Annotated in this window: 26 protein-coding genes; 12 read left to right on the top strand and 14 right to left on the bottom strand. The window is 59.9% G+C overall.

Features of this window, described 5'->3' with window-relative positions; translation table 11 throughout:
- Positions 1–14 precede the first annotated feature (14 nt).
- Positions 15–482, top strand: coding sequence for a TIGR02444 family protein (locus tag BWR59_RS06405; protein ID WP_081564789.1), 468 nt, complete (start codon positions 15–17; stop codon positions 480–482).
- Here the strand turns inward: BWR59_RS06405 and BWR59_RS06400 are convergent.
- Positions 479–1702, bottom strand: a complete 1224-nt coding sequence (locus BWR59_RS06400) for an AlgP family protein (RefSeq protein WP_081564788.1) — start codon at positions 1700–1702, stop codon at positions 479–481. The two genes, BWR59_RS06405 and BWR59_RS06400, sit on opposite strands and share 4 nt — an antisense overlap.
- A 181-nt stretch (positions 1703–1883) precedes the next feature.
- Here BWR59_RS06400 and BWR59_RS06395 point away from each other — a divergent pair, with 181 nt between their 5' ends.
- Positions 1884–2561, top strand: a complete 678-nt coding sequence (locus BWR59_RS06395) for an FKBP-type peptidyl-prolyl cis-trans isomerase (RefSeq protein ID WP_081564787.1) — start codon at positions 1884–1886, stop codon at positions 2559–2561.
- Between the two features lie 99 nt (positions 2562–2660).
- Here BWR59_RS06395 and BWR59_RS06390 read toward each other — a convergent pair whose 3' ends face one another.
- The 8 genes from BWR59_RS06390 to BWR59_RS06355 form a co-directional block, all read right to left on the bottom strand.
- On the bottom strand, positions 2661–3119 hold the full coding sequence (locus tag BWR59_RS06390) for an Rsd/AlgQ family anti-sigma factor (protein WP_081564786.1): 459 nt from the start codon (positions 3117–3119) through the stop codon (positions 2661–2663).
- A 183-nt stretch (positions 3120–3302) separates the two neighbouring features.
- A complete protein-coding gene (locus tag BWR59_RS06385) occupies positions 3303–3830 on the bottom strand; it encodes a disulfide bond formation protein B (protein ID WP_081564785.1) in 528 nt (175 codons plus the stop codon).
- 248 nt (positions 3831–4078) lie between these two features.
- Positions 4079–5326, bottom strand: coding sequence for a heme biosynthesis HemY N-terminal domain-containing protein (locus BWR59_RS06380; protein WP_081564784.1), 1248 nt, complete (start codon positions 5324–5326; stop codon positions 4079–4081).
- Positions 5323–6453 carry a uroporphyrinogen-III C-methyltransferase gene (locus tag BWR59_RS06375; RefSeq protein WP_081564783.1) on the bottom strand — a complete coding sequence of 377 codons (1131 nt, stop codon included), beginning with the start codon at positions 6451–6453 and terminating at the stop codon, positions 5323–5325. Before BWR59_RS06375 ends, BWR59_RS06380 begins: the two co-directional genes overlap by 4 nt.
- A 51-nt stretch (positions 6454–6504) precedes the next feature.
- Positions 6505–7278 (bottom strand): uroporphyrinogen-III synthase, encoded by a 774-nt coding sequence (locus tag BWR59_RS06370; RefSeq protein ID WP_081564782.1) that lies wholly within the window; start codon positions 7276–7278, stop codon positions 6505–6507.
- Positions 7275–8216: a hydroxymethylbilane synthase gene (hemC, locus tag BWR59_RS06365; protein WP_081564781.1), complete on the bottom strand. Its 942-nt coding sequence runs from the start codon at positions 8214–8216 to the stop codon at positions 7275–7277. Before hemC ends, BWR59_RS06370 begins: the two co-directional genes overlap by 4 nt.
- Before the next feature lie 140 nt (positions 8217–8356).
- Positions 8357–9103 carry a LytTR family DNA-binding domain-containing protein gene (locus BWR59_RS06360; protein WP_081564780.1) on the bottom strand — a complete coding sequence of 249 codons (747 nt, stop codon included), beginning with the start codon at positions 9101–9103 and terminating at the stop codon, positions 8357–8359.
- A complete protein-coding gene (locus BWR59_RS06355) occupies positions 9100–10182 on the bottom strand; it encodes a sensor histidine kinase (RefSeq protein WP_081564895.1) in 1083 nt (360 codons plus the stop codon). The genes BWR59_RS06360 and BWR59_RS06355 overlap by 4 nt, the downstream gene beginning before the upstream one ends.
- 157 nt (positions 10183–10339) lie before the next feature.
- Between BWR59_RS06355 and argH the strand changes: the two genes are divergently transcribed.
- The gene (argH, locus tag BWR59_RS06350; RefSeq protein ID WP_081564779.1) at positions 10340–11734 is read left to right on the top strand and encodes an argininosuccinate lyase; all 1395 of its coding nucleotides are present in this window, start codon (positions 10340–10342) and stop codon (positions 11732–11734) included.
- Between the two features lie 84 nt (positions 11735–11818).
- Here argH and BWR59_RS06345 read toward each other — a convergent pair whose 3' ends face one another.
- The gene (locus BWR59_RS06345; protein WP_081564778.1) at positions 11819–12499 is read right to left on the bottom strand and encodes a glutathione S-transferase; all 681 of its coding nucleotides are present in this window, start codon (positions 12497–12499) and stop codon (positions 11819–11821) included.
- A gap of 184 nt (positions 12500–12683) precedes the next feature.
- Between BWR59_RS06345 and BWR59_RS06340 the strand changes: the two genes are divergently transcribed.
- From BWR59_RS06340 to BWR59_RS06330, 3 genes are all read left to right on the top strand, one after another.
- Entirely contained in the window at positions 12684–12977 is a 294-nt protein-coding gene (locus BWR59_RS06340; RefSeq protein ID WP_081564777.1) for a hypothetical protein, read from the top strand.
- Positions 12978–13265: 288 nt separating this feature from the next.
- On the top strand, positions 13266–13514 hold the full coding sequence (locus BWR59_RS06335; protein ID WP_081564776.1) for a TIGR02647 family protein: 249 nt from the start codon (positions 13266–13268) through the stop codon (positions 13512–13514).
- Positions 13515–13727: 213 nt separating this feature from the next.
- Positions 13728–16577 carry a class I adenylate cyclase gene (locus BWR59_RS06330; protein WP_081564775.1) on the top strand — a complete coding sequence of 950 codons (2850 nt, stop codon included), beginning with the start codon at positions 13728–13730 and terminating at the stop codon, positions 16575–16577.
- A gap of 113 nt (positions 16578–16690) precedes the next feature.
- On the opposite strand, the gene BWR59_RS06325 is transcribed toward BWR59_RS06330, so the two are convergent.
- A complete protein-coding gene (locus BWR59_RS06325) occupies positions 16691–16909 on the bottom strand; it encodes a DUF1289 domain-containing protein (RefSeq protein ID WP_081564774.1) in 219 nt (72 codons plus the stop codon).
- Positions 16906–17265, bottom strand: a complete 360-nt coding sequence (cyaY, locus tag BWR59_RS06320; protein WP_081564773.1) for an iron donor protein CyaY — start codon at positions 17263–17265, stop codon at positions 16906–16908. Before cyaY ends, BWR59_RS06325 begins: the two co-directional genes overlap by 4 nt.
- A gap of 239 nt (positions 17266–17504) precedes the next feature.
- Here cyaY and BWR59_RS06315 point away from each other — a divergent pair, with 239 nt between their 5' ends.
- The 6 genes from BWR59_RS06315 to BWR59_RS06290 are packed head-to-tail and all read left to right on the top strand — an operon-like array spanning position 17505 to position 22100.
- Entirely contained in the window at positions 17505–17663 is a 159-nt protein-coding gene (locus BWR59_RS06315) for a lipoprotein (protein ID WP_081564772.1), read from the top strand.
- 9 nt (positions 17664–17672) lie between these two features.
- Positions 17673–18920, top strand: a complete 1248-nt coding sequence (gene lysA / locus BWR59_RS06310) for a diaminopimelate decarboxylase (protein ID WP_081564771.1) — start codon at positions 17673–17675, stop codon at positions 18918–18920.
- A gap of 4 nt (positions 18921–18924) precedes the next feature.
- Positions 18925–19755, top strand: coding sequence for a diaminopimelate epimerase (gene dapF / locus BWR59_RS06305; protein ID WP_081564770.1), 831 nt, complete (start codon positions 18925–18927; stop codon positions 19753–19755).
- A gap of 13 nt (positions 19756–19768) precedes the next feature.
- Positions 19769–20506 (top strand): DUF484 family protein, encoded by a 738-nt coding sequence (locus tag BWR59_RS06300; protein ID WP_081564769.1) that lies wholly within the window; start codon positions 19769–19771, stop codon positions 20504–20506.
- Positions 20507–20508: 2 nt separating this feature from the next.
- Entirely contained in the window at positions 20509–21408 is a 900-nt protein-coding gene (gene xerC / locus BWR59_RS06295; protein WP_081564768.1) for a tyrosine recombinase XerC, read from the top strand.
- The gene (locus tag BWR59_RS06290) at positions 21405–22100 is read left to right on the top strand and encodes an HAD family hydrolase (protein WP_081564767.1); all 696 of its coding nucleotides are present in this window, start codon (positions 21405–21407) and stop codon (positions 22098–22100) included. The genes xerC and BWR59_RS06290 overlap by 4 nt, the downstream gene beginning before the upstream one ends.
- Positions 22101–22171: 71 nt before the next feature.
- Here the strand turns inward: BWR59_RS06290 and sutA are convergent, their stop codons facing one another.
- On the bottom strand, positions 22172–22501 hold the full coding sequence (sutA, locus tag BWR59_RS06285; protein WP_081564766.1) for a transcriptional regulator SutA: 330 nt from the start codon (positions 22499–22501) through the stop codon (positions 22172–22174).
- Positions 22502–22594: 93 nt separating this feature from the next.
- Positions 22595–23026, bottom strand: coding sequence for a secondary thiamine-phosphate synthase enzyme YjbQ (locus BWR59_RS06280; RefSeq protein ID WP_074754633.1), 432 nt, complete (start codon positions 23024–23026; stop codon positions 22595–22597).
- Between the last annotated feature and the right edge of the window lie 181 nt (positions 23027–23207).

The raw sequence follows: 23207 nt of genomic DNA, 5'->3' as shown, positions 1-23207 counted from the left end.
ACCGGTAGATGACTATGCCTTCCGACCTTTGGAGTTTCACCCTGGATTTCTACGCTCGACCGGGCGTAGAGCAAGCCTGTCTGACGCTGCAAGCCCGTGGCGGCAACGTCTGCGCGTTGCTGTGCGGGCTATGGCTGGACCAGTCCGACGTACCTTTCAATCCGCAACGGGCCGAGGAAATCAGACAATTGGCGACCCCGTGGCACGACCGGGTTGTCGGCCCGCTGCGAGATTTGCGCACGCAGTGGAAAACCGCGGCGATAACCGATGCGGAACTCGGCGCATTGCGCGAACGTTTGAAAGTGCTGGAACTCGATGCCGAGCGTGAGCTGCTGGTGAGACTGCAACGTCTGACTCTGGGCTGGCGTGAGCGAGGCGCGCAACAGAGGGGCGCCTGGCTGGAAGCGCTCGCTGGAGAGGCTGCGAACGAAGCGCCCGACGCGCTGCAAGTGTTGCGGCGCGTCGGGGCGGACCTTGCTTAGGAAGCGCTGTTCGAGGTCGAACCGGTTGCTGGAGTGGCGGCTGGAGTAGCAGGCGTCACTGGAGCGGCAGGTGCGGTGGTCGAAGTCGACGCTGCTGGAGCGGGGGTCGCAGGCTTCGCAGCCGTGGAGGCGACCGGAGTTGCAGGCTTGGCAGCAGGTTTTGCGGCTGCTGGTTTTGCGGCCGGTTTGGCAGCTACCGGCTTCGCGGCTGCAGGTTTGGCTGTAGTTTTTGCAGCGGCTGGTTTGGCTGTAGTTTTTGCAGCGGCTGGTTTTGCTGCAGGCTTGGCGGCCGGTTTGGCAGCTGCAGTTGCCTTCGGAGCCGGTTTGGCAGCGGCCGGTTTTGCAGCCACTTTGGCGGCAGCAGGCTTGGCGGCGGCACTGGCTGCTGGCTTCGCGGCTGGTGCTTTTGCTGCTGGCTTGGCCGCTGGCTTGGCGGCTGGTTTAGCAGCGGCAGTCGCTGGTTTGGCAGCAGGTTTTGCGGCTGCGGTTTTAGCAGGTGCCTTGGCTGCAGCCGACGCTTTTGCGGCAGGTTTTGCAGCGGCTTTAGCCGCAGGTTTAGCGGCTACTGGAGCCTTCGCTGCAGCAGGTTTTGCGGCGGCGGTTCTGGCTGCCGGTTTAGCGGCTGGCTTTGCAGCAACTTTCGCCGCAGCTTTGGCAGCCGGCTTGGCGGCAGCTGTTTTGGCCGGGGCCTTGGCAGGCGCTTTTGCAGCAGGCTTGGCAGCAGCGACTTTGGCCGGTGCTTTTGCGGCAGGCTTGGCGACAGGCTTGGCGGCAGATTTCGCAGCAGGTTTCGCTGCAGCCTTGGCAGGTGCTTTGGCAGCGCGATCACTCAGCGCTTTGCCCACGGCTTCTTTCACACGGCCAACACCCTGGGCCAGCTTCAGGCTTTCCTGAGCATCACGCTTGAGGTTGAGGATGTAAGTGCGGGTTTCGGTCTGACGATCTTTCAGAGCGTCGAGCAATGCTTCGAGCTCGCCGACGCTGTCCTTGGCCTTGGCTTGTGCCTTGGCTTTACCGGCGGTGGCAGCGTCTTGCAGTTTGGTGCGCGATTTGTGCAGTTTTTCCTGAGCCTTGCCGCGTTGTTTTTCCAGTTTGGCGAGCAGTTTTTCTGCATCGGCCAACGCTTGGGAGCAGGCATCTTCAAGATGTTCGAGCAAGCTGCTCGAGAGTTGTTGGAGCAAATGCAACGGAGTGTTTACTGGCTTCTTGTTGGCCGACATGATTTACCTCCTGGCTGATTTGAATGCGGCTCATACTAGACCTCTGCCCGCACCGCCGCTAGGGCATCTTGACACTACAAATCGAGCTCTGTTGCACGTTCGCCAAAATCCCTTCACATCGTCACCACATAAAGGCACCGTCGCTGGCATAATCGCTCACTTCCCAGGCCGGAGAGCATTCATGTCGCGCTACCTGTTTATGTCGTTGTTCCTCTTGGTACCCCTTGCTCACGCGACCGATGCTGCACCCTCCGATAACGCCCACGATCTGGCGTACAGCCTGGGCGCGAGTCTGGGTGAACGCCTGCGCCAGGAAGCACCGGATCTGCAGTTGCCCGCATTGATCGAAGGCTTGCAGCAGGCCTATCAGAACAAACCTCTGGCGATAAAACAGGAGCGCATGGAGCAGATCCTCAGCGACCATGACGCCGCACTTGCGCAGGCGGAAAACTCCGGTCAGTCCGAGCCGCAGACCGAAGCCGCGTTGAAGGAAGAGCGTCGCTTCATGGATTCCGAAAAAGCCAAACCGGGTGTGCGACAACTCGCCGATGGCATCCTCATGACCGAGCTGGCACCAGGCACAGGCGCCAAGCCCGACATCAATGGGCGCGTTCAGGTGAAGTACGTCGGGCGTCTGCCTGACGGCACGATTTTCGACCAGAGTCAGCAGCCGCAGTGGTTCCGTCTCGACAGCGTCATAGCAGGCTGGACCACCGCACTGGTCGACATGCCAGTGGGTGCGAAATGGCGCTTGGTGATTCCGTCGGCTCAAGCGTACGGGGCCGAAGGCGCGGGGGATTTGATCGATCCTTACACCCCACTCGTATTCGAGATCGAACTGATCGCGGTCTCGCAGTAACCTCGGGATACTTCATCGCGCCGCCCGGCCGTACTGCTACAGAAAGCAGACAACAAAAAAGGGTGCTCAAGGGCACCCTTTTTACATCTCGCACATCGATCAGGCCTGAACCGCGTCCTTTGCCTTGTGCGCGGTGTGCAGTACTTCGATCAGGCAGTCTTCCAGCTCAAAACGCTCATGGAGCAAACCGCCCAGCTCCTTGAATTTCTCGGCAACGCACTTACCTTCATCGCAGAGATCGTTGAACGCGAGCAGCTTTTCAGTGATCACATCGATCCGCGGATAGATCGTGTCGGCAAGTTCAAGCCCGCGCTGATCGTTGAACGCCTTGGCTTCGCCAGTGAGCTGTTCGTAGATTTCGAAATGACCCGCCGACACGTAGTCGACCAGGGTCCCGCAGAATTCCTGTAACTGTTTGCGTGTCTCGGACAACGCGTCCGGCTCCGCACCAAGATCATCGTAAGCCTTGATCAGCTCATTGCGTTCCAGCAACCAGCGGTCGATCAGCTTGTGAACTCCACCCCAGCGTTCCTGAGCATTCTGACAACTTTCCAGCATGATGTTCTCTCTTCCCTTCAGGGGCATGCTGCCTGAAATCGCTTTGCGACCCGGCTTGATGCTTATGAAAACCGGCTCTGAAAAACGTCGACAGCAGCATTATTCCGATGATGCGTGCGGCCCAGATTATGCCCGCTCGACCAGGCCTTCAAGGTACGCAGGAGATAAAGTTCATACAAGTGTTTAATCCGGCGCCCCCACATCCATTGATCCGAATCCACGAAACTCGATGAAAAGGTAGTAGAGGGCGAACAGACTCATGCCAGCGAACCCCAGCAGGCTCCACTCCGGAAGACTGATGCCGAAAAGTGACCAGGTGATTTCAGAGCAGCCTGCGCTGCCAGCCAGAATCAGGTTCAGGACTTTCCAGTAAGGCTGAGTATCGAGAAGGTAGCGAAGATTTTCGAGACAGGAAGCCATGTTGTCTGGAGGGGATGCCTGTAGCCATACGTGACGGCCCGCTATCGCCGCCCCGACCAGAGACAGCAGCAACATGCCGAGCGAGTAGAGACGCCAGCCACGCTTTTGCGGAGAGTGAAGAGCAGCGACAAGGCTGACCACAGCGATAATCGCGAAGAGCGAGCGCTGTACGTAACACAGCGGACAAGGAGCGGACCCTGCCACACGCTCCAGATAGAATGCCGCTCCCACGATCAATGCACAGGCAATGGACGCCAGAAAGAACAGGGAGCGCGTGCGGGCCAGATGCATGGAAAATCCGTAACAAAAGACTAAGGCGGCTACGGTAGAGGAAAGAGAGACTCGCTTTCAAGGCAACCGGGGGAGGATATTTCTTTGTTTATGTAGGGATTTAACGACTTCAGACATAGGAATTTATACCCGCCATCCGGTCACCAATTCCTAATTTAGGCAAAGTCGAAGAAACGTCCCACATAAATTGGCGACACAATAACAAAAAGGCCCGTATTTGGGCCTTTTGCATGTAACGCCAAAGGAGGCTAAGCGCGGCTGAGCGCTGGCAGGGGACGAGCGAGTAGGCGCTCGTCGAGCAGGCCGAGCCCCTCTTGGAACAGCTGATTACTGCGGTCAGTCTCACCCAGTTGCCCCAACAAACGAGCCAGCTCGGCACAAGCTTCGGGATTGCGTTGTAGCCTGAGGCTGGCCTCCAGATAATCCCGCGCCTTACCCCACAGACTGCTTTGCAAACACAAGCGTCCCAAAGTGAGCAGCAGTCCCGGATCGTCCGGATGGTTTTTCAACCAGCCTTCCGCCGCTTGCAGCTGTTTACCCGGATCGCTGCCGCGGACCAGACCGTAGAGTCGCGCCAGATGAGGACTGTAGTCGCGCTTCATGGCATTGCGTAGAACCTCTTCGGCCTGCACATCGGCGCCATGACGACGAAGCTGTTCGGCATACGCCAGAATCAACGCCGGCTCCTGACGCTGTGCCGAAGTCAGCTGCTGCCAGGCTTTTTCAAGGGCAGGCAAACCGGCCGGGCCAGTGTCGCCTTCGACATCGCAATAGGCGGCCAGCGAGAGGTTCTCGCCCCAAGCGCGCTTTTCCAGCTCTGCCAGTTCCTGCGCGGGAAGTACTTTGTCCTTGCGCAGTTCCGGCATCAGATGAATGAGCTCGGACCATTGCCCGCGCTGGCGATACAGGCGCTGCAGTTGGCGCAACACCTGAGGGTTGTGTGGATGACGCTCTTGCATCGCCTGCAAGGTCACGAGCGCACCATCGCTGTCGCCGCGATCCAGTTGCAACTGCGCGTGGTTCAACGCGATGGCGAGTTCGGCATCAGGCTGACGCTCCAAGGCCCGCTCCAGCAGATTGTCGCTGTCTTCGTATCGACCCTGTTCGTTGGCTGCACGGGCAGCGCCGAGGTAATACAAAAGCGGCTGGCGTTCGGCTTCAGCCGCCCGATGCAGATGACGTTGAGCACTGGCCCAGCGACCCTCGGCAAGGTCCATCTGACCCTGTTCGATCGCGACCTGGACACGTCGGCTGCGATTGCGTCGTGACCACGGATTGACCACGCCACCGGAGGCGGTCAGCAGTCTCACCAAACCGCGAACCAGCCAGATTAGCAACACGACGGCGACCAACAACGCCAGCGCAGCCCACAGACTCGACTCGTAGCGGAAGCTGTCGTAGGCAATCAATACGTACCCGGCGTGCCGGGAAATCGCGAGCCCCACCAATGCCGCAACGACGATCACCACGAAGACGATGCCATACGCGCGCTTCATGGCTTCGTCCCCTCATTTGGCTGATCCAGTGCGCCACCAACGGGCTTGTGCCGCTGCTCAAGATAAGCCTGCACTGCGCTCAGGCTCTGGGTCAGGTCCGGCGTCAGCACTGAGACGGGCTTCTTCGCCAGCTCGTCCAGACGCTCGCCGAGCATTTTGCTCTGCGGGTTGTCCTGGTTGAAGTTGGCGTCCAGCACGCTGCGCGCTTCGGTCACGGCCTTGGCGTAGACCTCGGATTCGCCGTTGAGCGCAGCCCACTGGGCCTGTTCAAGAGCGAGGCTCAGTGCCAGACGTACCTGGGTCAGACTTTGCCCGGCCAGCAGTGGGCGGATGTTCTTGTCGGCGTGGAAGTCGATGCGAATGTACTGGGAAATCTTGTCCCACCACTGGGCCCAGTAGCTGTCTTCGCTGCCATCGGTGAGGCCCAACAGCGATTCGCCCTTGTCCTTGTATTCAGGCGCCAGTGCATTCAGTTGAGTCGCCTGATCACGCAATGCGGCCAATTGCAGAAACAGGCCTGTGCGATCCGGCTGATCGACGCTCTGCAGCGCCGCCAGGCTCTTGGCCAACTGCTCGCGGGCGCCGAAAGCTCCCGGATCGTCCTGCTCGCGGAGGATCTCGTCAGCACCCTGGACCAAAGCCTGAGCGCTGGTAATGTCTTGCAGCGCGGACAGGCGCAGGCTGGCCAGACGCAGCAAGTGTTCGGCCTCAGCCAGACGCCAATCCTTGCGGCTCGCACCCAACACCGTCTCCAGACGTTGGCTCAGACGCTGCTGATCGCCTTGGAGTTGAGTGACCAGACGACGACGGTCTTCAAGCTCCTCGGCCGGGGGCAGTTGCGCCAGACGCGCAGCCAGTTGCTGTTCACTCTGCTTGAGGATCTGGGTTTGCGAGCTGATGTCCTGCAACTGGCTGGACTGCGCCTGACCGCCTGACTGAATGGCCCGCAACTGCCACACGCTCCAGCCACCGACCGCCACGCCTGCGGCGCCCAGCAACAACGCGAGAATCGCAAGACCGTTGCTGCCGCGACGATTGGAAGGTTCTTTTTGCGCTGGTTCCGGTAGCGGCTCAGGTTTGGCCACTACCGGTTCAACGTCATCTTTTGGCAAGACTGTTTCGCTCACGTATCCATCCTTTGCATTTGGGCGTAATCGCGTAACCCGACGTGTCGATCATTACGCCGGAGAGGCAGGTTCGGGATGTTCCCGTAACGCTGCCAGCAAGGCCGAAGCGCTGGCGCCACGGCAGTCCACTACGGTCAGAGACCCGGCCTCACGCGCCAGTTCAGCAACCCGGGGGCTCGGTACGAATAAAGGCAGCCGCGCAAGATCAGGCCAGGCATCGCCCGCCAATTCGCGCAGATGTTGAAAACCCTGTCCACTGCTGACCACCAGCCCGTTCAAGCGTTCCGCCTCGACACGCTGTGCGAGGGCGAAAGCCGGGTACTGCGGCAAGTGACGACGGTACAGCGGCAGATAATCGACAGCAACACCCCGTTCGCGCAAACGTTCGGCCAGAAGCTCGCGCCCCTCTTCGCCGCGCATGATCAGTACCTTGGGGTCGTATCCGGAAATTGCTTCTTCAAGTTGCGGCAGGCTCAGCAGCGCCTCGCTGTCATCGCCCTGCTCTGGAAAGAAGACCCGTAAACCATAGTCGTCGAGGATCTGCGCGGTCGCCGCTCCCACGGTGAACCATGTCTGCATGGGCGGCTGCGGCCAGACTTCGTCGACCATCTCCAGCCCCAGTCGGGCGGCAGGTTTACTGACAACGATCACCGCGCAGTAGGTTGCGAGGTTATAGATGATCGAGCGATTTGCTTCGCAAACCGGCAGCGGTTCGATTTCCAGCAAAGGCAGACTGGCGCTGAACACGCCTTCATCGGCCAGCACCTGCGCGAGTGTCTGCGACTCTTCAGCCGGACGCGTCAGCAGCAAGCGCCAGCCCTTCACTCCTCGCCTGCCTCGCCGTAGACAGCCTTCAGAATCGTCGCGGCACCCTGCGCCAACAACGCTTCGGCCACCTGCACGCCGAGGGCCTGCGCGTCAGCGTGCGGAGCCCGGGCTTCGGCGCGCAACAGGAGGCTGCCAGCAGGATCACCCACCAGACCGCGCAGCCACAGATGGTCGTTTTCCAGCACCGCGTAGCACGCGATCGGCACTTGGCATCCGCCGTTGAGGTGCTTGTTAAGCGCTCGTTCGGCCGTCACGCGTACGGCGGTGTCAGAGTGATGAAGCGGGGTCAGCAATGCGTGCAGTTCGGTATCCACGCTGCGACACTCGATACCGACTGCGCCCTGCCCGCCTGCAGGCAAACTCTCATCGACGCTGATTGCCGACGTGATGCGATCCTCGAAACCAAGGCGAATCAGACCGGCAGCCGCAAGAATGATCGCGTCGTATTCGCCCGCATCCAGCTTGGCCAGACGGGTATTGACGTTGCCGCGCAGGAAATGGATTTTCAGATCGGGACGACGCGCCAGTAGTTGAGCCTGACGACGCAAGCTGGAAGTGCCGACAATGCTACCGGGCGGCAGCTCATCAAGGCTGGGGAAGGTATTGGAGACGAACGCATCACGCGGGTCTTCACGCTCACAGATGCAAAACAGGCCCAGGCCTTGCGGGAAATCCATCGGCACATCTTTCATCGAATGCACGGCGATGTCCGCTTCGTGTTCCAGCAGCGCGGTTTCCAGCTCTTTGACGAACAGGCCTTTGCCGCCGATTTTCGACAGTGGCGAGTCCAGCAGCTTGTCGCCCCGGCTGACCATCGGCACCAAGGTCACGATCAGGCCTGGATGAGCTTCTTGCAGGCGAGCCTTGACGTATTCGGCCTGCCAGAGAGCCAGCGCGCTTTTGCGGGTGGCGATGCGGATTTCGCGAGAGGACATGGATCAATCCGTACTGAGTGAATGCGGCGAATAATAACAGCTCGGCCCAATCGGGCCGAATGACTGTCTTCAATCTGCTCGCATCATGTTCTCAATCGACGCACGGACGCCATGCGACGGCGTGTCGCCGCCCCCTCGCTTTATAACTGCTGCATCATCTTGCGCACGCCGGCGACATGCCTGCGGCTGACGATCAGGGCATCGCCGTTGAGGCCCTTCAAGAACAGCTGGAAGTGCCCCAGTGGCGTGCGTTGCAGGCGCTCGATGCGATCGCGGGCCACCAGCGCGTTGCGGTGAATACGCACAAAGCGATCGCCGAACTCGTCTTCCAGCGCCTTGAGCGGCTCATCGAGCAACACTTCGCCGTCCTCGTGGCGCAAGGTCACGTATTTGTGATCGGCAATGAAATAGATCACGTGATCCAGCGGAATCAGCTCGATGCCTTTGCGTGTCCGCGCACTGATGTGGGTACGGGGACCATTGCCGCTCTCGGCGGCAGGTCGGGTCATGGCAGCCAGTTGCACGCGGTTCGGCCGTTCAGCCTTGCGCAGCGCTTCAAGCAGATTTTCCGCACGCACCGGCTTGACCAGATAGCCAACGGCGCTGACCTGAAAAGCCTCCAGCGCAAACTCGTCATGAGCAGTGCAGAACACCACGGCAGGTGGCGTGTCGCGCTCACATAATCTGGCTGCAACCTGCAGCCCATCAAGACCCGGCATGCGGATGTCGAGTAACACCACATCGGGTTTCAGACTATCGATCAGCGTCAAGGCTTCTTCGCCATTGGTGGCGCTGGGTTCAAGGACCCGATAACCCTCAAGATCACCGACCATTCGGCCCAGGCGTTCGCGGGCTAGGGGTTCGTCATCAACGATCAGGACATTCATATTGCTCTGGCTTCCTGCGTGAGTCTCGCACAAGGATAGCGTAGACAGGTGAAGTGACGACCGTCACGGCGCTCCACGCTCAGACTCGCGAGAGGGCCAAAAAGTGCCGTGATGCGGGCGCCGATATTTGCCAAGGCCTGCTGAGTGCCGCTTGAAGTCTGCCGAGGCGCGACTTCTTCATAGGGATTACTGACGCGCAATATGAATACTCCCCGTTCGTAGTCCGCCTCGACCCGGACCACGCCGCCTTCGACACTGGGCGCGATACCGTAGATCAATGCGTTCTCAAGTAATGGCTGCAATGTTAGCTGGGGAATCGGCAAGTCGTCGGGAATTGCACTGACGTCCCAGTCCAACTGTAGACGCTCGCCAAGTCGATATTGCTCAATCGATAGATAACGTTTGGCCAACTCCAGCTCTTCGCGCCACGTGGTCAGGCTGCCGGGCTTGCCCAGACTGGCGCGGAACAGATCAGACAGATCCAGTACCGCTTGTTCAGCCTTGTCCGGGTCGGTCGCAACCAGACTCGCGATGCTGTTAAGGGTATTGAACAGAAAGTGCGGCCGAATGCGTGCCTGCAACGACTCGATCCTGGCTCGCAGTTCCGCCTGCTGCTGTTTGCGCCACTGACTCTGCAGGTAAAAGTAGCGCAACATCAGGGCCGACATGATCAAGGCAATCAACGAATAGCGTAGATAGCGTTCGACGAGGCCGTAGACGGGCGTCGTGCCGTCCAACTGACAATAGTCCGTAACCGCCGTACACAGTAAAGTCACCGCCACCACCAGCAAACAGCCGATGGTACCGGCAACTCCCGTGTTGAGTCGGGCAAGCCAGGGGCGCAGGCCGCACAAAAGCGCGGCAGAGAGCAACACGATCCACTGCACGAACAGCGAGATCAGCGCCAGCCTCACCCAATCGAAACCCGGATGCATCGGCTCGACCAGCACCAGAACAAGAACCAACAGTTCTGCCAGCACGACCAGAACGAGCAGCGCCTGGGGCAGGCACAGTTCCGGAAGGAAGAACTCTTTGCCGGGCGAAGCGCTCTGGCCCGGATTGTTGCGCTCGTTTTGCATGCCTCCAGTCTCTGCGCTCGTACCCTTGCGGGCAAGCTGTCCGGAATAAAAAAACGGCAATGCTGTTATCATCGCCCGCGCCTGACAAGAACGGCCCAGCCACTTCTTCATCAGAACAGCCATCAGTACAGTAATCAGCAGAGCAGCGAGCGAATCCATGAGCACCGACAAGACCAATCAGTCCTGGGGCGGCCGCTTCAGTGAACCCGTCGACGCCTTCGTCGCACGCTTCACCGCCTCCGTCACTTTCGATCAACGCCTTTATCGCCACGACATCATGGGCTCGGTTGCCCACGCCACGATGTTGGCAAAGGTCGGCGTACTGACCGATGCCGAGCGCGACACCATCATCGATGGCCTGAAAACCATTCAGGGCGAAATCGAGGCTGGCTCTTTCGACTGGCGTGTGGACCTGGAAGACGTGCACATGAACATCGAGGCGCGTCTGACCGACCGCATCGGTATCACTGGCAAGAAACTGCACACTGGCCGTAGCCGCAACGACCAGGTCGCCACCGACATCCGCCTGTGGCTGCGTGACGAGATCGACCTGATCCTGGCTGAGATCACTCGCCTGCAAGAAGGCCTGCTGGGCCTGGCCGAGCGCGAAGCTGACACCATCATGCCGGGCTTCACTCACCTGCAGACTGCACAGCCGGTGACCTTCGGGCATCACATGCTGGCCTGGTTCGAGATGCTCAGCCGCGATTACGAGCGTCTGATCGACTGCCGCAAGCGCACCAACCGCATGCCACTGGGCAGCGCTGCGCTGGCTGGCACCACTTACCCGATCGACCGCGAGCTGACTTGCCAACTGCTGGGCTTCGAAGCCGTGGGTGGCAACTCGCTGGACAGCGTGTCGGATCGCGACTTCGCCATCGAATTCTGCTCGGCAGCGAGCATTGCGATGATGCACCTGTCGCGCTTCTCCGAAGAGCTGGTGCTGTGGACCAGTGCGCAGTTCCAGTTCATCGATTTGCCAGACCGCTTTTGCACCGGCAGTTCGATCATGCCGCAGAAGAAAAACCCGGACGTCCCGGAGCTGGTCCGTGGCAAGAGCGGCCGGGTGTTCGGCGCCCTGATGGGCCTGCTGACCTTGATGAAGGGCCAGCCACTGGCCTACAACAAGGACAACCAGGAAGACAAAGAGCCGCTGTTCGACGCTGCCGACACCCTGCGTGACTCGCTGCGCGCCTTCGCCGACATGATTCCTGCGATCAAGCCCAAGCACGCGATCATGCGTGAAGCGGCCTTGCGCGGTTTCTCCACCGCGACCGACCTGGCTGACTATCTGGTGCGCCGTGGCCTGCCGTTCCGTGACTGCCACGAGATCGTCGGCCATGCCGTGAAATACGGCGTGCAGACTGGCAAAGACCTGGCCGAAATGACACTGGACGAGCTGCGCCAGTTCAGCGATCAGATCGAGCAGGATGTGTTCGCCGTACTGACCCTGGAAGGTTCGGTCAACGCCCGCAACCATATCGGCGGCACCGCTCCGGCGCAGGTCAAGGCTGCAGTCGTTCGCGGCACGCAATTGCTGGCTGCCCGCTAAGACCTTTGCTGGTGACAGCACGGCTTGCCTGCGGTAGCGAACTCAACAGCGCCACCGCAGGCAAGCCGCGTTGCTACAGGGCTGTCAGCTACCCGCGGTCTGCCCGGACACTGGCCGCACCCGCTCCAGAAAAATCGGGAAATCCGCCTCTCGGTCCGCCGCAACAAGCTGCGCGCAGTGCCGATCATTCAGCCGTTCCAGCAACCCCCTTGCCCCCGCAACCTCATCAAGCAGATTCAGGCCAAACAGCCGCTCCCCCACCTGCTGCGCCAGGTCCACGCTGTACATGAAGTAGATATCCGCCAGCGAAAACTCAGCTCCCGCCACATAGGGCGCAAATTTGCCGCGTCGCTCCAGCGCCGCAAACCCTTTGATCAGATCCCGTCGGGCCTTGGCTTTCAGTGCCTCTGGCGTCGCTCGGCCACCAAACAGCACCTCGACGTAACACAGGCGCGCCGGCAGCTCGATGTAAAGCTCGATTTCCTTTGCCAGGGTCCACACTTGCGCCCGGGCGAATGGGTTGGTGGGCAGGAGCGGCGTTTGCGGATGTGTGTCTTCGAGATAACGCAGGATCACGTCGGTTTCGCTGATGAATCCCTCTTCGGTCTCCAGCACCGGGACCTTGCCACTGGCGCTGACAGCAAGGGTTTGCGGGTTCTGGCAGCCATGCATGGATATGACTTCGAACGGCATCTGCTTTTCCAGCAAAGCCAGTTTGACCATGTTGAAATAGTTACTCGCGGCGAATCCGTAAAGCTTGAGCATTGACAGGCCTCCTTGGCCCTCTTGATCGTTATTTGCAGCTCACATCGGCACGTCATGCCCGACCCAGAGCGGCCCGAACCCTAGCAAAATGCCCGCGCAACGGTGTTGACGTGCGTCATACATACGCTGGATCACACCAACTGCGATTACAGTTAAACTGCGGGCCTTTCCTGAGGAGTCCGCCATGAGCGACAACATCGACAATGACGAAGAAGAGTTCGCTGAATCGACCCTGATCCAGGCCATCGAAAACCAGATCGAAAGCGACAACCCGCCCGCAGCAAAAGCCACCTTCAACAAGTTGACCCTCGTCGGCTACGAGCGCGATGAAATTCTCGAAATGATGGCCCATGTGCTGGCCGTAGAAATCGACGGACTTCTAGAAGAAGACCGCCCGTTCAACACTCAATGGTATGAACAAGCCTTGCGCGCCCTGCCAGAGATGCCGCCGGGAGTGAAGCTGGAAAAAGGCGAGTAACCCCCCTCTGGTTTTCGACTCAATCCCGAGCCGCTGGGTGATCTGTAGCAGCACGGTTTGCCGGCGGTAGCGGTTTGGAGAACGTCACCGCCGGCAAGCCGTGCTGCTACAGCGGTGATCGACAGTTCCGATCGCTTCCCGCCCCCATCTGACGACCGGCCAGATACTTTCTGCAAAATCTCCAGACGCTAACTACACTCCAGGTGCCTCGCTGCCGCTTGACCTACGGGGCTGTCACGTCTGCGATTCCTTCGCCGCGTCATCAATTAGAAAAAGTCTGGAGCATCTATGTCGTTTACCCCTGAATTGGTTGCCGAACTGGAAATCCTGTCACTGTTCAACCTGAGCAACACCAAAGAGGGCCTAAAAGTCCACCACGTGGCTGCTCCCACAGCGGTTGCTGCTGCCAAGCGACTCTTCGAGAAAGGCCTGACCACTCAGGTCGATGGTGGCTACCTCACCAGTCTGGGACTGGATGCCGCCGAACACGCGCAATCGCTTTTGATCATCCTGTCCACCGCTCAGGAAGCGGCCTGAAGTCGCGTAAACTCACTGAGCCGCGAAACCTTTGCCGGGACGCATGAAATAAAGGTTTCGCGAACCCTTTATTTGTATGATGCTGCGCCGATAAAAATCTGGCGCCAGAAAAAATACATCCCGCCGCGTCAATGGCAGCTGGGTGATGCTGACCTACTTTCCTGCCGCCATGCTTGCCACCCCAGCATTGCCGTTCGTCGGCTTTGAGTCGCGATGACGCGTAGTTTCGAAATTCGTCCTGATCTGGATGAGGGCATCGACCGCAAGGTCCTCAGCCAGTTACGCAACAGGTTTCTCACCCTCAACGAAGGGCGGCTTGGTCGCGCCAACGAAGGACTGTCGACGCGCCAGCAGTCGGTGCTTACCCTGTTGCCGCTGTTCTTCCACGTCAATCATCCGCTGCTGCCCGGCTACGTTTCCAGCGCTACGCCCGCTGGCGTCTCGAATTACGAGCCCGATGCGCAGGCCCTGGCCGAAGCGCAGCGCCTGACGCGCTCGTTCTCCTATCGACCTCGTCGTGGCAGCCCACCGCAGCCGATCCACGGAATTTTCCTGATGGGCAGCCTCGGCACGCTCGCTCAGGCTGATCAGAGCGACATGGACGTGTGGATCTGCCACGACACGAATCTATCGTCTGAGGAACTGCTGGAGCTGCGCAAGAAATGCCAGGCGCTGGAAACCTGGGCTGCGACGATGGGCGCCGAAGCGCATTTCTTCCTGATCGACCCGGAACGCTTCGTGCTCGGTGAACGTGATGCACAGCTCAGTGGCGAAGATTGCGGAACGACCCAGCATTACCTTTTGCTCGATGAGTTTTATCGCACTGCGATCTGGCTGGCGGGGCGTACGCCCATGTGGTGGCTGGTACCGGTCTATGAAGAAGCGCGTTACGCCGAGTACACCCATACGCTGATTTCCAAACGCTTCATCCGCGCCGATGAAGTGATCGATTTCGGCAACATGTCGCACATCCCACCTGGCGAGTTCATCGGCGCCGGGCTGTGGCAGTTGTTCAAGGGCATCGAGTCGCCTTACAAGTCTGTGCTCAAGCTGCTGCTGACAGAGGTCTACGCCAGCGAGCACCCGCAGGTGCAATGCCTGAGCATGCGCTTCAAGCAGCAGGTGTTCGCCAACTCCACAGACCTCGACGAACTTGATCCCTACATGATGGTGTACCGCAGGATCGAAGAGTATCTGCGCGATCGAGGCGAACCGGAGCGCCTGGAACTGGTGCGACGCAGCTTGTACCTGAAAGTGAACAAGCGCCTCACTGGCCTGCCCCGTCAGCGCGCCACGAGTTGGCAACGCCTGCTGCTTCAGCGCTTGTCGACAGAATGGAAATGGGATGAACGCCAACTGGCCCTGCTCGACAGTCGCAGCCAGTGGAAAGTGCGCCAGGTGTCCAGCGAACGCAGGGCATTGGTCAGCGAGCTCAATTACAGCTATCGCTTCCTGACGCAGTTTGCCCGTACCCAGAACGCAATCAGCTCGATCAACAAGCGCGACCTCAATGTCCTGGGGCGGCGCCTGTATGCGGCCTTCGAACGCAAGGCGGGAAAGGTCGAATTCGTCAATCCTGGCATTGCGCCGGATCTGGCCGAAGACACGCTGACCCTGGTCCAGTCGCCGAACAAGCGCGAGCCTGGCAAATACCAGTGGGGCCTGTACACCGGCAACCTGGGTGTTCACGAATGGGAGGCCTTTGCGCCGATCAAGCGCAGCCGCGAACTGTTGGAGCTGCTTGCCTGGTGTCATCGCAACAATGTGATCGACAGCAGCACACGCCTGGCGCTGCATCCGGGCACCAGCGATCTGACCGAGTTCGAGCTGTTCAATCTGCAAGGGGCGTTGCAGCAGACCATCCCGGTGCCGCTGGGGATGGTCCACGAAGAGGCGCTGCTCAAGCCCAGTGTGCCAAGCGAAATTCTGCTGCTGGTGAACGTTGGCGTCGATCCGCTCAAGCATCACAAGGATCTGAACATCCTGATGACCACCGAGCGCACCGACTCGCTGAGTTATGCCGGGGTCCGGGAAAACCTGGTACTGACTTTCGACCAGATCACCCTCAACAGCTGGAACGAGGTGCTGATCAATCGCTTCGATGGCCCTCACGCGCTGCTCGACTGCATGACCGAGCTGCTCAACAACCTGCCAGCGACTTCGCCGAGACCGGTGATTCGGGTTCGCTGTTTCTGCCACAACCGCGCTCCGGCGATTGCCCAGCGGGTCGAGGAGCTGATCAATACCGCGCAACTGTTGCTGACCCGCCGCCTCAACCATCGCTATCTGATACAGGTCGAGCAGCGCTATCACGTACTGGAAATGATGCCTGGCCAGGTCAATCACGTCGCACTGGAAAGCCTGCCAGCTCTTTACGATTATCTAGGCGAGGAGTTGCCCGGCTACAGCCCGATTCATCTGGACCCGCAAGCGCTGGATGACAGTGATCTGTCGCTGATCATTCCCCATGGCCAGCCCGAATGCATTCAGGTGTTTTACCGAATAAACGAACCCCATGCGGATCTGTACGTGCTCGACGAACACAACGCGCTGTGGCATCAGCGCCTGCCTTATCACGACGAACCCAGCCTGCTGATGCCGCTGCAGCGTTTTCTTCAATCACTCATGTATCGCCGCGGTGCGTTGCTGCCGCTCGATAACCCGCTGGAACCTTCGTCGCTGGAAACACTGTTTTATCGCATCACCCCGGACGGCGGCGGGCGCGCGCGACGTATCGAGCAACGGCTGGCGCCCGTCATGCCGACCGACAAGCCGTTCTACGACGTACAGGCCATCGTCGAGGAAGCTTCACCCGGACAAGTCAGCGTCACGCTGTACTGCAACGGGATGGAATTTTCCGAACTGGAGTTCGGCGAGCAGTTGTTCAGCGTGGTCGCGCGGCAGATTCTCGACCAACGCAGCGAGCCGCAACGCTATCGCTGCTACATCACCGATCTCGATCTGTCGGGAATACTGGCGGACACGCGCGGCCAGACGATTCTGTTCCTGCGCTACAAGGCCGAGCTTGAGAAGTCGTTGAATGAGGCGATGGATGAGGCGTGAGGCTCAACGGATCTACTTCCTGTAGCCGCACGGCTTGCCGGTGGTAGCGATCCTGATTCCGCTGCCGCCGAAAGCCGTGCTGCTATAGAAAAGGGGTTCAAAGCGAGGATGAATCAGTGCCCTGCCCGGCGCTGATCGGCCTGGCGCACGATCTCTCGCCTGCGCTCATCCGTCGCCGCGCGCCACTCGCGAATGTCTTCGACGTGGCGCGAACACCCTGTACAGACTTTATGCTCATCGAGCCGGCACACGCTGATGCAGGGCGACGGCACCGCCGGACTGACGTTGCTGAACAGCGGTTTCGGCGCTTTGGCAGCTGTCGCGTTGGTCACTGACGGTTTCCGTCTTCATGACCGTCGACGGCGTCGAATTCGACTTCAACACCGGCCTGCTTCAACGCCAGACGATGAAGCATCTCGCCCAACAGCTCTTCGCTCTTGTCGCAGACCCAGCGTTTTTCCTCTTCGTCGTAGTCGAAGTGGAAGCCACCAGCAGGCGCCGCCAACCACAGCTGACGCAGAGGCTCCTGACGACTGATGATGAATTGAGTACCGTTTTCGAATTTCACGGTCAGCACACCGGCCGAACTCTCAAGGTCCAGGTCCAGACCACTCTCGTCGAAAATATCCTCGATCGTGTTTTGGGTTTCATCAACCAGGTCGTGAAAGCGGGCTTCGGTCAAACTCATTGCAGGAACCTCGAAAGTGTCTACTGATGGCGCAGCGACGCAAGATACGGTCGCGTCCCGTCAATTGCAAAGCATACCCGCCCTTTGGCCCCTCGCCGCGCCAAAAAAACGCAGGCTCATCGCCCGCTTGTCTGGAGTGCGCGTCAAAGCCCCGCCGGACGGGAACTCCAGCGCATAGGCAATCTGTCGGGTGGTCGGTATACTCGGGCGCAATTAATGCTTATACAAAGGATTTCGCCATGAAGCGCCTGATTTCCTCCCTGGCCGCGCTCCTCGCTGTAGCGTGCCTGGTCTCTGCCTGCGGTCAAAAAGGTCCGCTGTACCTGCCTGATGATGAGCAGTCCAACGCTCCGGGCGCTCAGAACCAATCGCACTCGCACAAGCACTCGACCTACTAGGGATCAGCCATGGACGCCTTCAACTACCGCGACGGTGAGCTGTTCGCGGAGGGAGTTGCATTGTCTGCCATCGCCGAGCGCTTCGGCACGCCGACTTATGTCTACTCTCGCGCGCACATCGAAGCGCAATACCGCGCTTACGCCGATGCCCTGAGCGGCACGCCGCATCTGGTCTGCTTCGCCGTCAAAGCCAACTCCAACCTGGGCGTCCTCAATGTCCTGGCGCGTCTGGGCGCGGGTTTCGACATCGTTTCCCGTGGTGAGCTTGAACGTGTGCTGGCAGCAGGCGGTCAAGCCGACAAGATCGTGTTCTCCGGCGTCGGCAAAACCCGCGATGACATGCGTCGTGCGCTGGAAGTCGGCGTTCATTGCTTTAACGTCGAATCCACCGACGAGCTGGAACGCCTGCAGGTCGTTGCCGCCGAAATGGGCGTACGCGCTCCGGTCTCCCTGCGCGTGAACCCTGACGTCGATGCGGGCACTCACCCGTACATCTCCACCGGCCTCAAGGAAAACAAATTCGGCATCGCCATTGCTGACGCCGAAGACGTTTATATCCGCGCCGCTCAACTGCCAAATCTGGAAGTGATCGGGGTTGATTGCCACATCGGCTCGCAACTGACCACGCTGTCGCCGTTCGTCGACGCGCTGGATCGTCTGCTCGATCTCGTCGACCGCCTGAGCGATTGCGGCATTCAACTGCGTCACCTTGATCTCGGAGGCGGTCTTGGCGTGCGTTATCGCGACGAAGAGCCGCCGCTGGCGGGCGACTACATCAAAGCCGTGCGCGAGCGTCTGGATGGTCGCGACCTGGCATTGATGTTCGAACCAGGCCGTTTCATCGTTGCCAACGCAGGCGTACTGCTGACGCGCATCGAGTACCTCAAGCACACCGAGCACAAGGACTTTGCCATCGTCGACGCGGCGATGAACGACCTGATCCGCCCTGCCCTGTATCAGGCCTGGATGGACGTGACGGCCGTAAAACCTCGCGATGGCGCGGCGCGCAACTACGACATCGTCGGGCCGATCTGCGAAACCGGTGACTTCCTGGCCAAGGAGCGCGAACTCGCTCTGGCCGAAGGCGACCTGCTGGCCGTGCATTCCGCTGGCGCCTATGGCTTCGTCATGAGCTCCAACTACAACACCCGTGGCCGTACCGCCGAAGTGTTGGTCGATGGCGATCAGGCGTTCGAAGTGCGTCGTCGTGAAACCGTGACTGAGCTGTTTGCCGGCGAAAGCCTGCTCCCGGAGTAATCCCATGCTGCTGCGTTTTACCAAGATGCATGGCCTGGGCAACGATTTCATGGTGCTGGACCTCGTCAGCCAGCACGCGCACATTCTGCCCAAGCACGCCAAGCAATGGGGCGATCGACACACTGGCATCGGTTTCGATCAGTTGCTGCTGGTCGAAGCGCCGAGCAATCCGGATGTGGACTTCCGCTACCGCATTTTCAATTCCGACGGCTCCGAAGTCGAACAGTGCGGCAACGGTGCGCGCTGCTTCGCCCGCTTCGTGCTGGACAAGCGTCTGACCGCCAAGAAGCAGATCCGCGTCGAGACCAAGAGCGGCATCATCGAGCTGGACGTTCGCAACGATGGCCAGATCAGCGTCGACATGGGCGCGCCGCGCCTGGTGCCGGCCGACATTCCTTTCGAGGCGCCGCAACAGGCCACCAGTTACACACTGGACGTCGAAGGCGAAAGCATCGAACTGGCAGCCGTGTCGATGGGCAACCCCCATGCCGTGCTGCGGGTCTTCGATATCAACAACGCTCCGGTTCACAGCCTGGGGCCGAAGATCGAAAACCATCCGCGCTTTCCTGCCCGTGTAAACGTCGGTTTCCTGCACGTTGTCGACCGCCAGCGCGCACAATTGCGAGTCTGGGAGCGCGGCGCGGGTGAAACCCAGGCCTGCGGTACCGGAGCTTGCGCTGCCGCTGTCGCGGCCATCAGCCAAGGCTGGATGGAGTCGCCGCTGCTGATCGACCTTCCAGGCGGGCGCCTGTCCATTGAGTGGGCCGGCCCTGGCCATCCGGTGCTGATGACCGGCCCGGCTGTCCGGGTCTACGAAGGCCAAGTACGTCTATGAGTGAGAGTATCCGATGACCGACCAGCCTCAGACTTCAACCGACACGCCCAGCGAATCGCCTGCCGATAGCGCAGTGCCCGCCCTTGAAGCCGAGGCAGTCGCAGCCTGGCTGCAACAACATCCGGACTTCTTCGCCGGGCACGACGACCTGCTCAGCGCAATGCGCATTCCCCATCAGCGCGGCGACACCGTGTCGCTGGTCGAACGGCAGCTCAAACTCCTGCGGGAACGCAATATCGAGATGCGCCATCGCCTGTCGCAACTGATGGACGTTGCCCGGGACAATGATCGGCTGTTCGACAAAACCCGCCGCCTGATCCTCGATCTGATGGACGCCAACAGCCTCGAAGATATCGTGATCGCAGTGGAAGACAGCCTGCGACAGGAGTTTCAGGTGCCGTTCGTGAGCCTGATTCTGTTCAGCGACAATCCCATGACTGTGGGCCGCTGGGTGAGCAGCGCAGACGCCCAGAAAGCCATTGGCGGCCTGATTTCCGGTGGCAAGACCGTTTGCGGCGCGCTGCGCGAGCATGAACTTGAATTCCTGTTCGGTGCAGATCAGAGCAAGGAAGTGGGCTCTACCGCCATCGTCGCGCTCAATCATCAAGGCTTGCACGGCGTACTCGCCATCGGCAGCCGCGATCCGCAGCATTACAAAAGCTCGGTGGGCACGCTGTTCCTCAGCTACATCGCCGATGTGTTGAGCCGTTTGTTGCCACGTTTCACCAACGCCCTGCGTTCGGTTCGCTAACCATGGAACGACAACTGGACGCTTACTGCACGCACTTGCGCAGTGAGCGCCAAGTGTCGAGCCATACGCTTGTGGCTTATCGCCGCGACCTGAACAAAGTGCTGGGCTTCTGCGAAAAACACCACATCGACAGCTGGAAGGCCCTGGATATTCAGTCCATGCGCGGCCTCGTTGCTCGCCTGCACTCCCAAGGTCAGTCCTCGCGCAGCATTGCCAGACTGCTGTCGGCCGTGCGCGGTTTCTATCACTACCTCAACCGCGAAGGCATTTGCGAGCATGACCCGGCCAACGGCCTGGCGCCCCCCAAAGGCGAGCGCCGCTTGCCCAAGACCCTTGACGCAGACCGTACGCTGCAGTTGCTGGAAGGGGGTGTCGAAGACGAATTTCTCGCAAGGCGCGATCACGCGATTCTCGAACTGTTCTATTCATCCGGGCTACGCCTGTCTGAGCTGACCGGCCTTAACTGTGAACAGCTGGACCTCGCCGACGGGCTGATTCAAGTGCTTGGTAAAGGCAGCAAGACCCGCGTGCTGCCAGTGGGCAGAAAAGCCCGCGAGGCCCTTGAGGAATGGCTGAAACAGCGCGCGCTGGCCAATCCTCAGGACGATGCGGTGTTTGTCAGTCAGCAGGGCCGGCGCCTCGGCCCCCGTTCGATTCAGCTCCGAGTCAAGGCAGCCGGGGAGCGAGAACTGGGGCAGAACCTGCACCCGCACATGCTGCGGCATTCCTTCGCCAGCCATTTGCTTGAGTCCTCGCAGGACCTGCGGGCTGTGCAGGAATTGCTCGGCCATGCGGATATCACGACGACCCAGATCTACACCCACCTTGATTTCCAACACCTGGCGACGGTGTACGACAGCGCCCACCCAAGGGCCAAACGCAAGGATTCCTCAGACACATGAGCATTAAGCTGATCACCTTCGATCTGGATGACACCCTCTGGGAAACCGCGCCCGCCATTGTCAGCGCAGAGGCGATGCTGCGTGACTGGCTTGCAGAACACGCCCCCAAGCTGGGCCCGGTCCCGGTTGAACACTTGTGGGAAATCCGCTCTCGCCTGATCGAGGCCGATCCGACCTTCAAGCACCGGATCAGTGCATTGCGCCGTCGAGTGCTGTTTCTGGCGCTGGAAGATGCAGGTTACGGCCATCCTGAAGCGCAGGATCTGGCGGACCGTAGCTTCGAGATCTTCCTGCAAGGACGGCATCAGCTGGATATCTTCCCCGAGGTGGTCCCGACGCTGGAGCTGCTTACCAAGAATTACACGCTCGGCGTGGTCACCAACGGCAATGCCGACGTACGCCGTCTGGGGCTGGCAGACTATTTCGCCTTTGCGCTGTGCGCCGAAGACCTGGGCATCGGCAAACCCGACCCTGCGCCTTTCCTCGAAGCCCTGAAACGCGGCAACGCCGACGCCGGGAACGCGGTACATGTCGGTGATCACCCCGGTGACGACATCGCGGGGGCTCAGCAGGCTGGCATGCGCGCGATCTGGTACAACCCGAGCGGCAAGGCCTGGGAGGCGGATAAATTGCCGGATGCAGAGATCAACAGCCTGACGCAGCTGCCTGGGGTACTGGCCCGTTGGGGATGAACCGGTAAGACATCAGGCAAAAAAAAGCCCGCAGCGACAGCGGGCTTTTTTTCAGCAGGTATCTGACGCCCTTAAATAGGGCGGCTACCGTACTTGTTGTCAGGCTTCTTTGGCGGATCGGCAACCACGTTGGCCTCCACTTCCTGCACTTTGCCGCCTCGGGCGAGGAACTCTTCCATCGCGCGAGCCAGAGCATCACGCTCTTTGTTCTTGGCTTCAACGCTAGGCAGCTCATCGACCGAGACTGCAGCCTTGACTTTACCCTTGGCTGGAGTTGCCGCAGCTTCGGGACTGTCGTCTATTTCCGAGCCATCGTCATCGGGAGCAGCCGCGAGCTCCTCACCGTCCTCTTCGTCTTCCAGACCGTCTTCTACCAGATCGTCGTTGTCATCGTCGCTCATGTTCTACCTCATGACTTGCGAAAGCAGATTAGTTATAGCCCAGCTGCGCCTAATTTCTAAGACAGCCAGAAAAAATTCAACTACCGCCGACAATCAGCGGTCGTGCCCCTCACCCTGAAGGGTGGCGAGGACTTTACGCGCACCGCCTGCATCGCGATGCTCTCCTAAATAAACACCTTGCCAGGTACCCATTGCCAACCGTCCGTCTGTGACCGGAAGGACAAGCTGGCAGCCTAGCAAACTGGCTTTGAAGTGCGCAGGCAGGTCGTCGGGACCTTCGTCGTCGTGTTCATAACCGTCTCGCCCTTGAGGCACCAGCCGGTTGAAAAAACGCTCGAAGTCGCGGCGCACTGCCGGATCGGCATTCTCGTTGATGGTCAACGAGGCCGAGGTATGCTGCAGCCACAAATGCAACAGTCCGACACGGCAATCACGCAGCCCGGGAAGGCCTGCAACGATCTCGTCGGTCACCAGATGGAATCCGCGAGGCCTTGCCCGCAGCGTGATTCTGGTCTGTTGCCACATACAGTTCTCCGCCCTTCGGCGCGCATTCTAACGCGATGGAAAAAAAAACAAAGTGCGTAATGAGTGACGTTTTCCACAAGCCGCAAACCCGAGGATGCATCCCGTCGCAACCATCAATGGAGATGCTTTGCGAAAGGCTGTCAGCGCGGGTTGCAACACGCCGTCGAGCCACTCGTTGGCC

Origin of the sequence: Pseudomonas sp. Bc-h (genome assembly GCF_002080045.1) — a bacterium.
GTDB lineage: Bacteria > Pseudomonadota > Gammaproteobacteria > Pseudomonadales > Pseudomonadaceae > Aquipseudomonas.
Note: the sequence above shows the minus strand (reverse complement) of the source record. Positions and strands in the feature narration are given on the sequence as shown.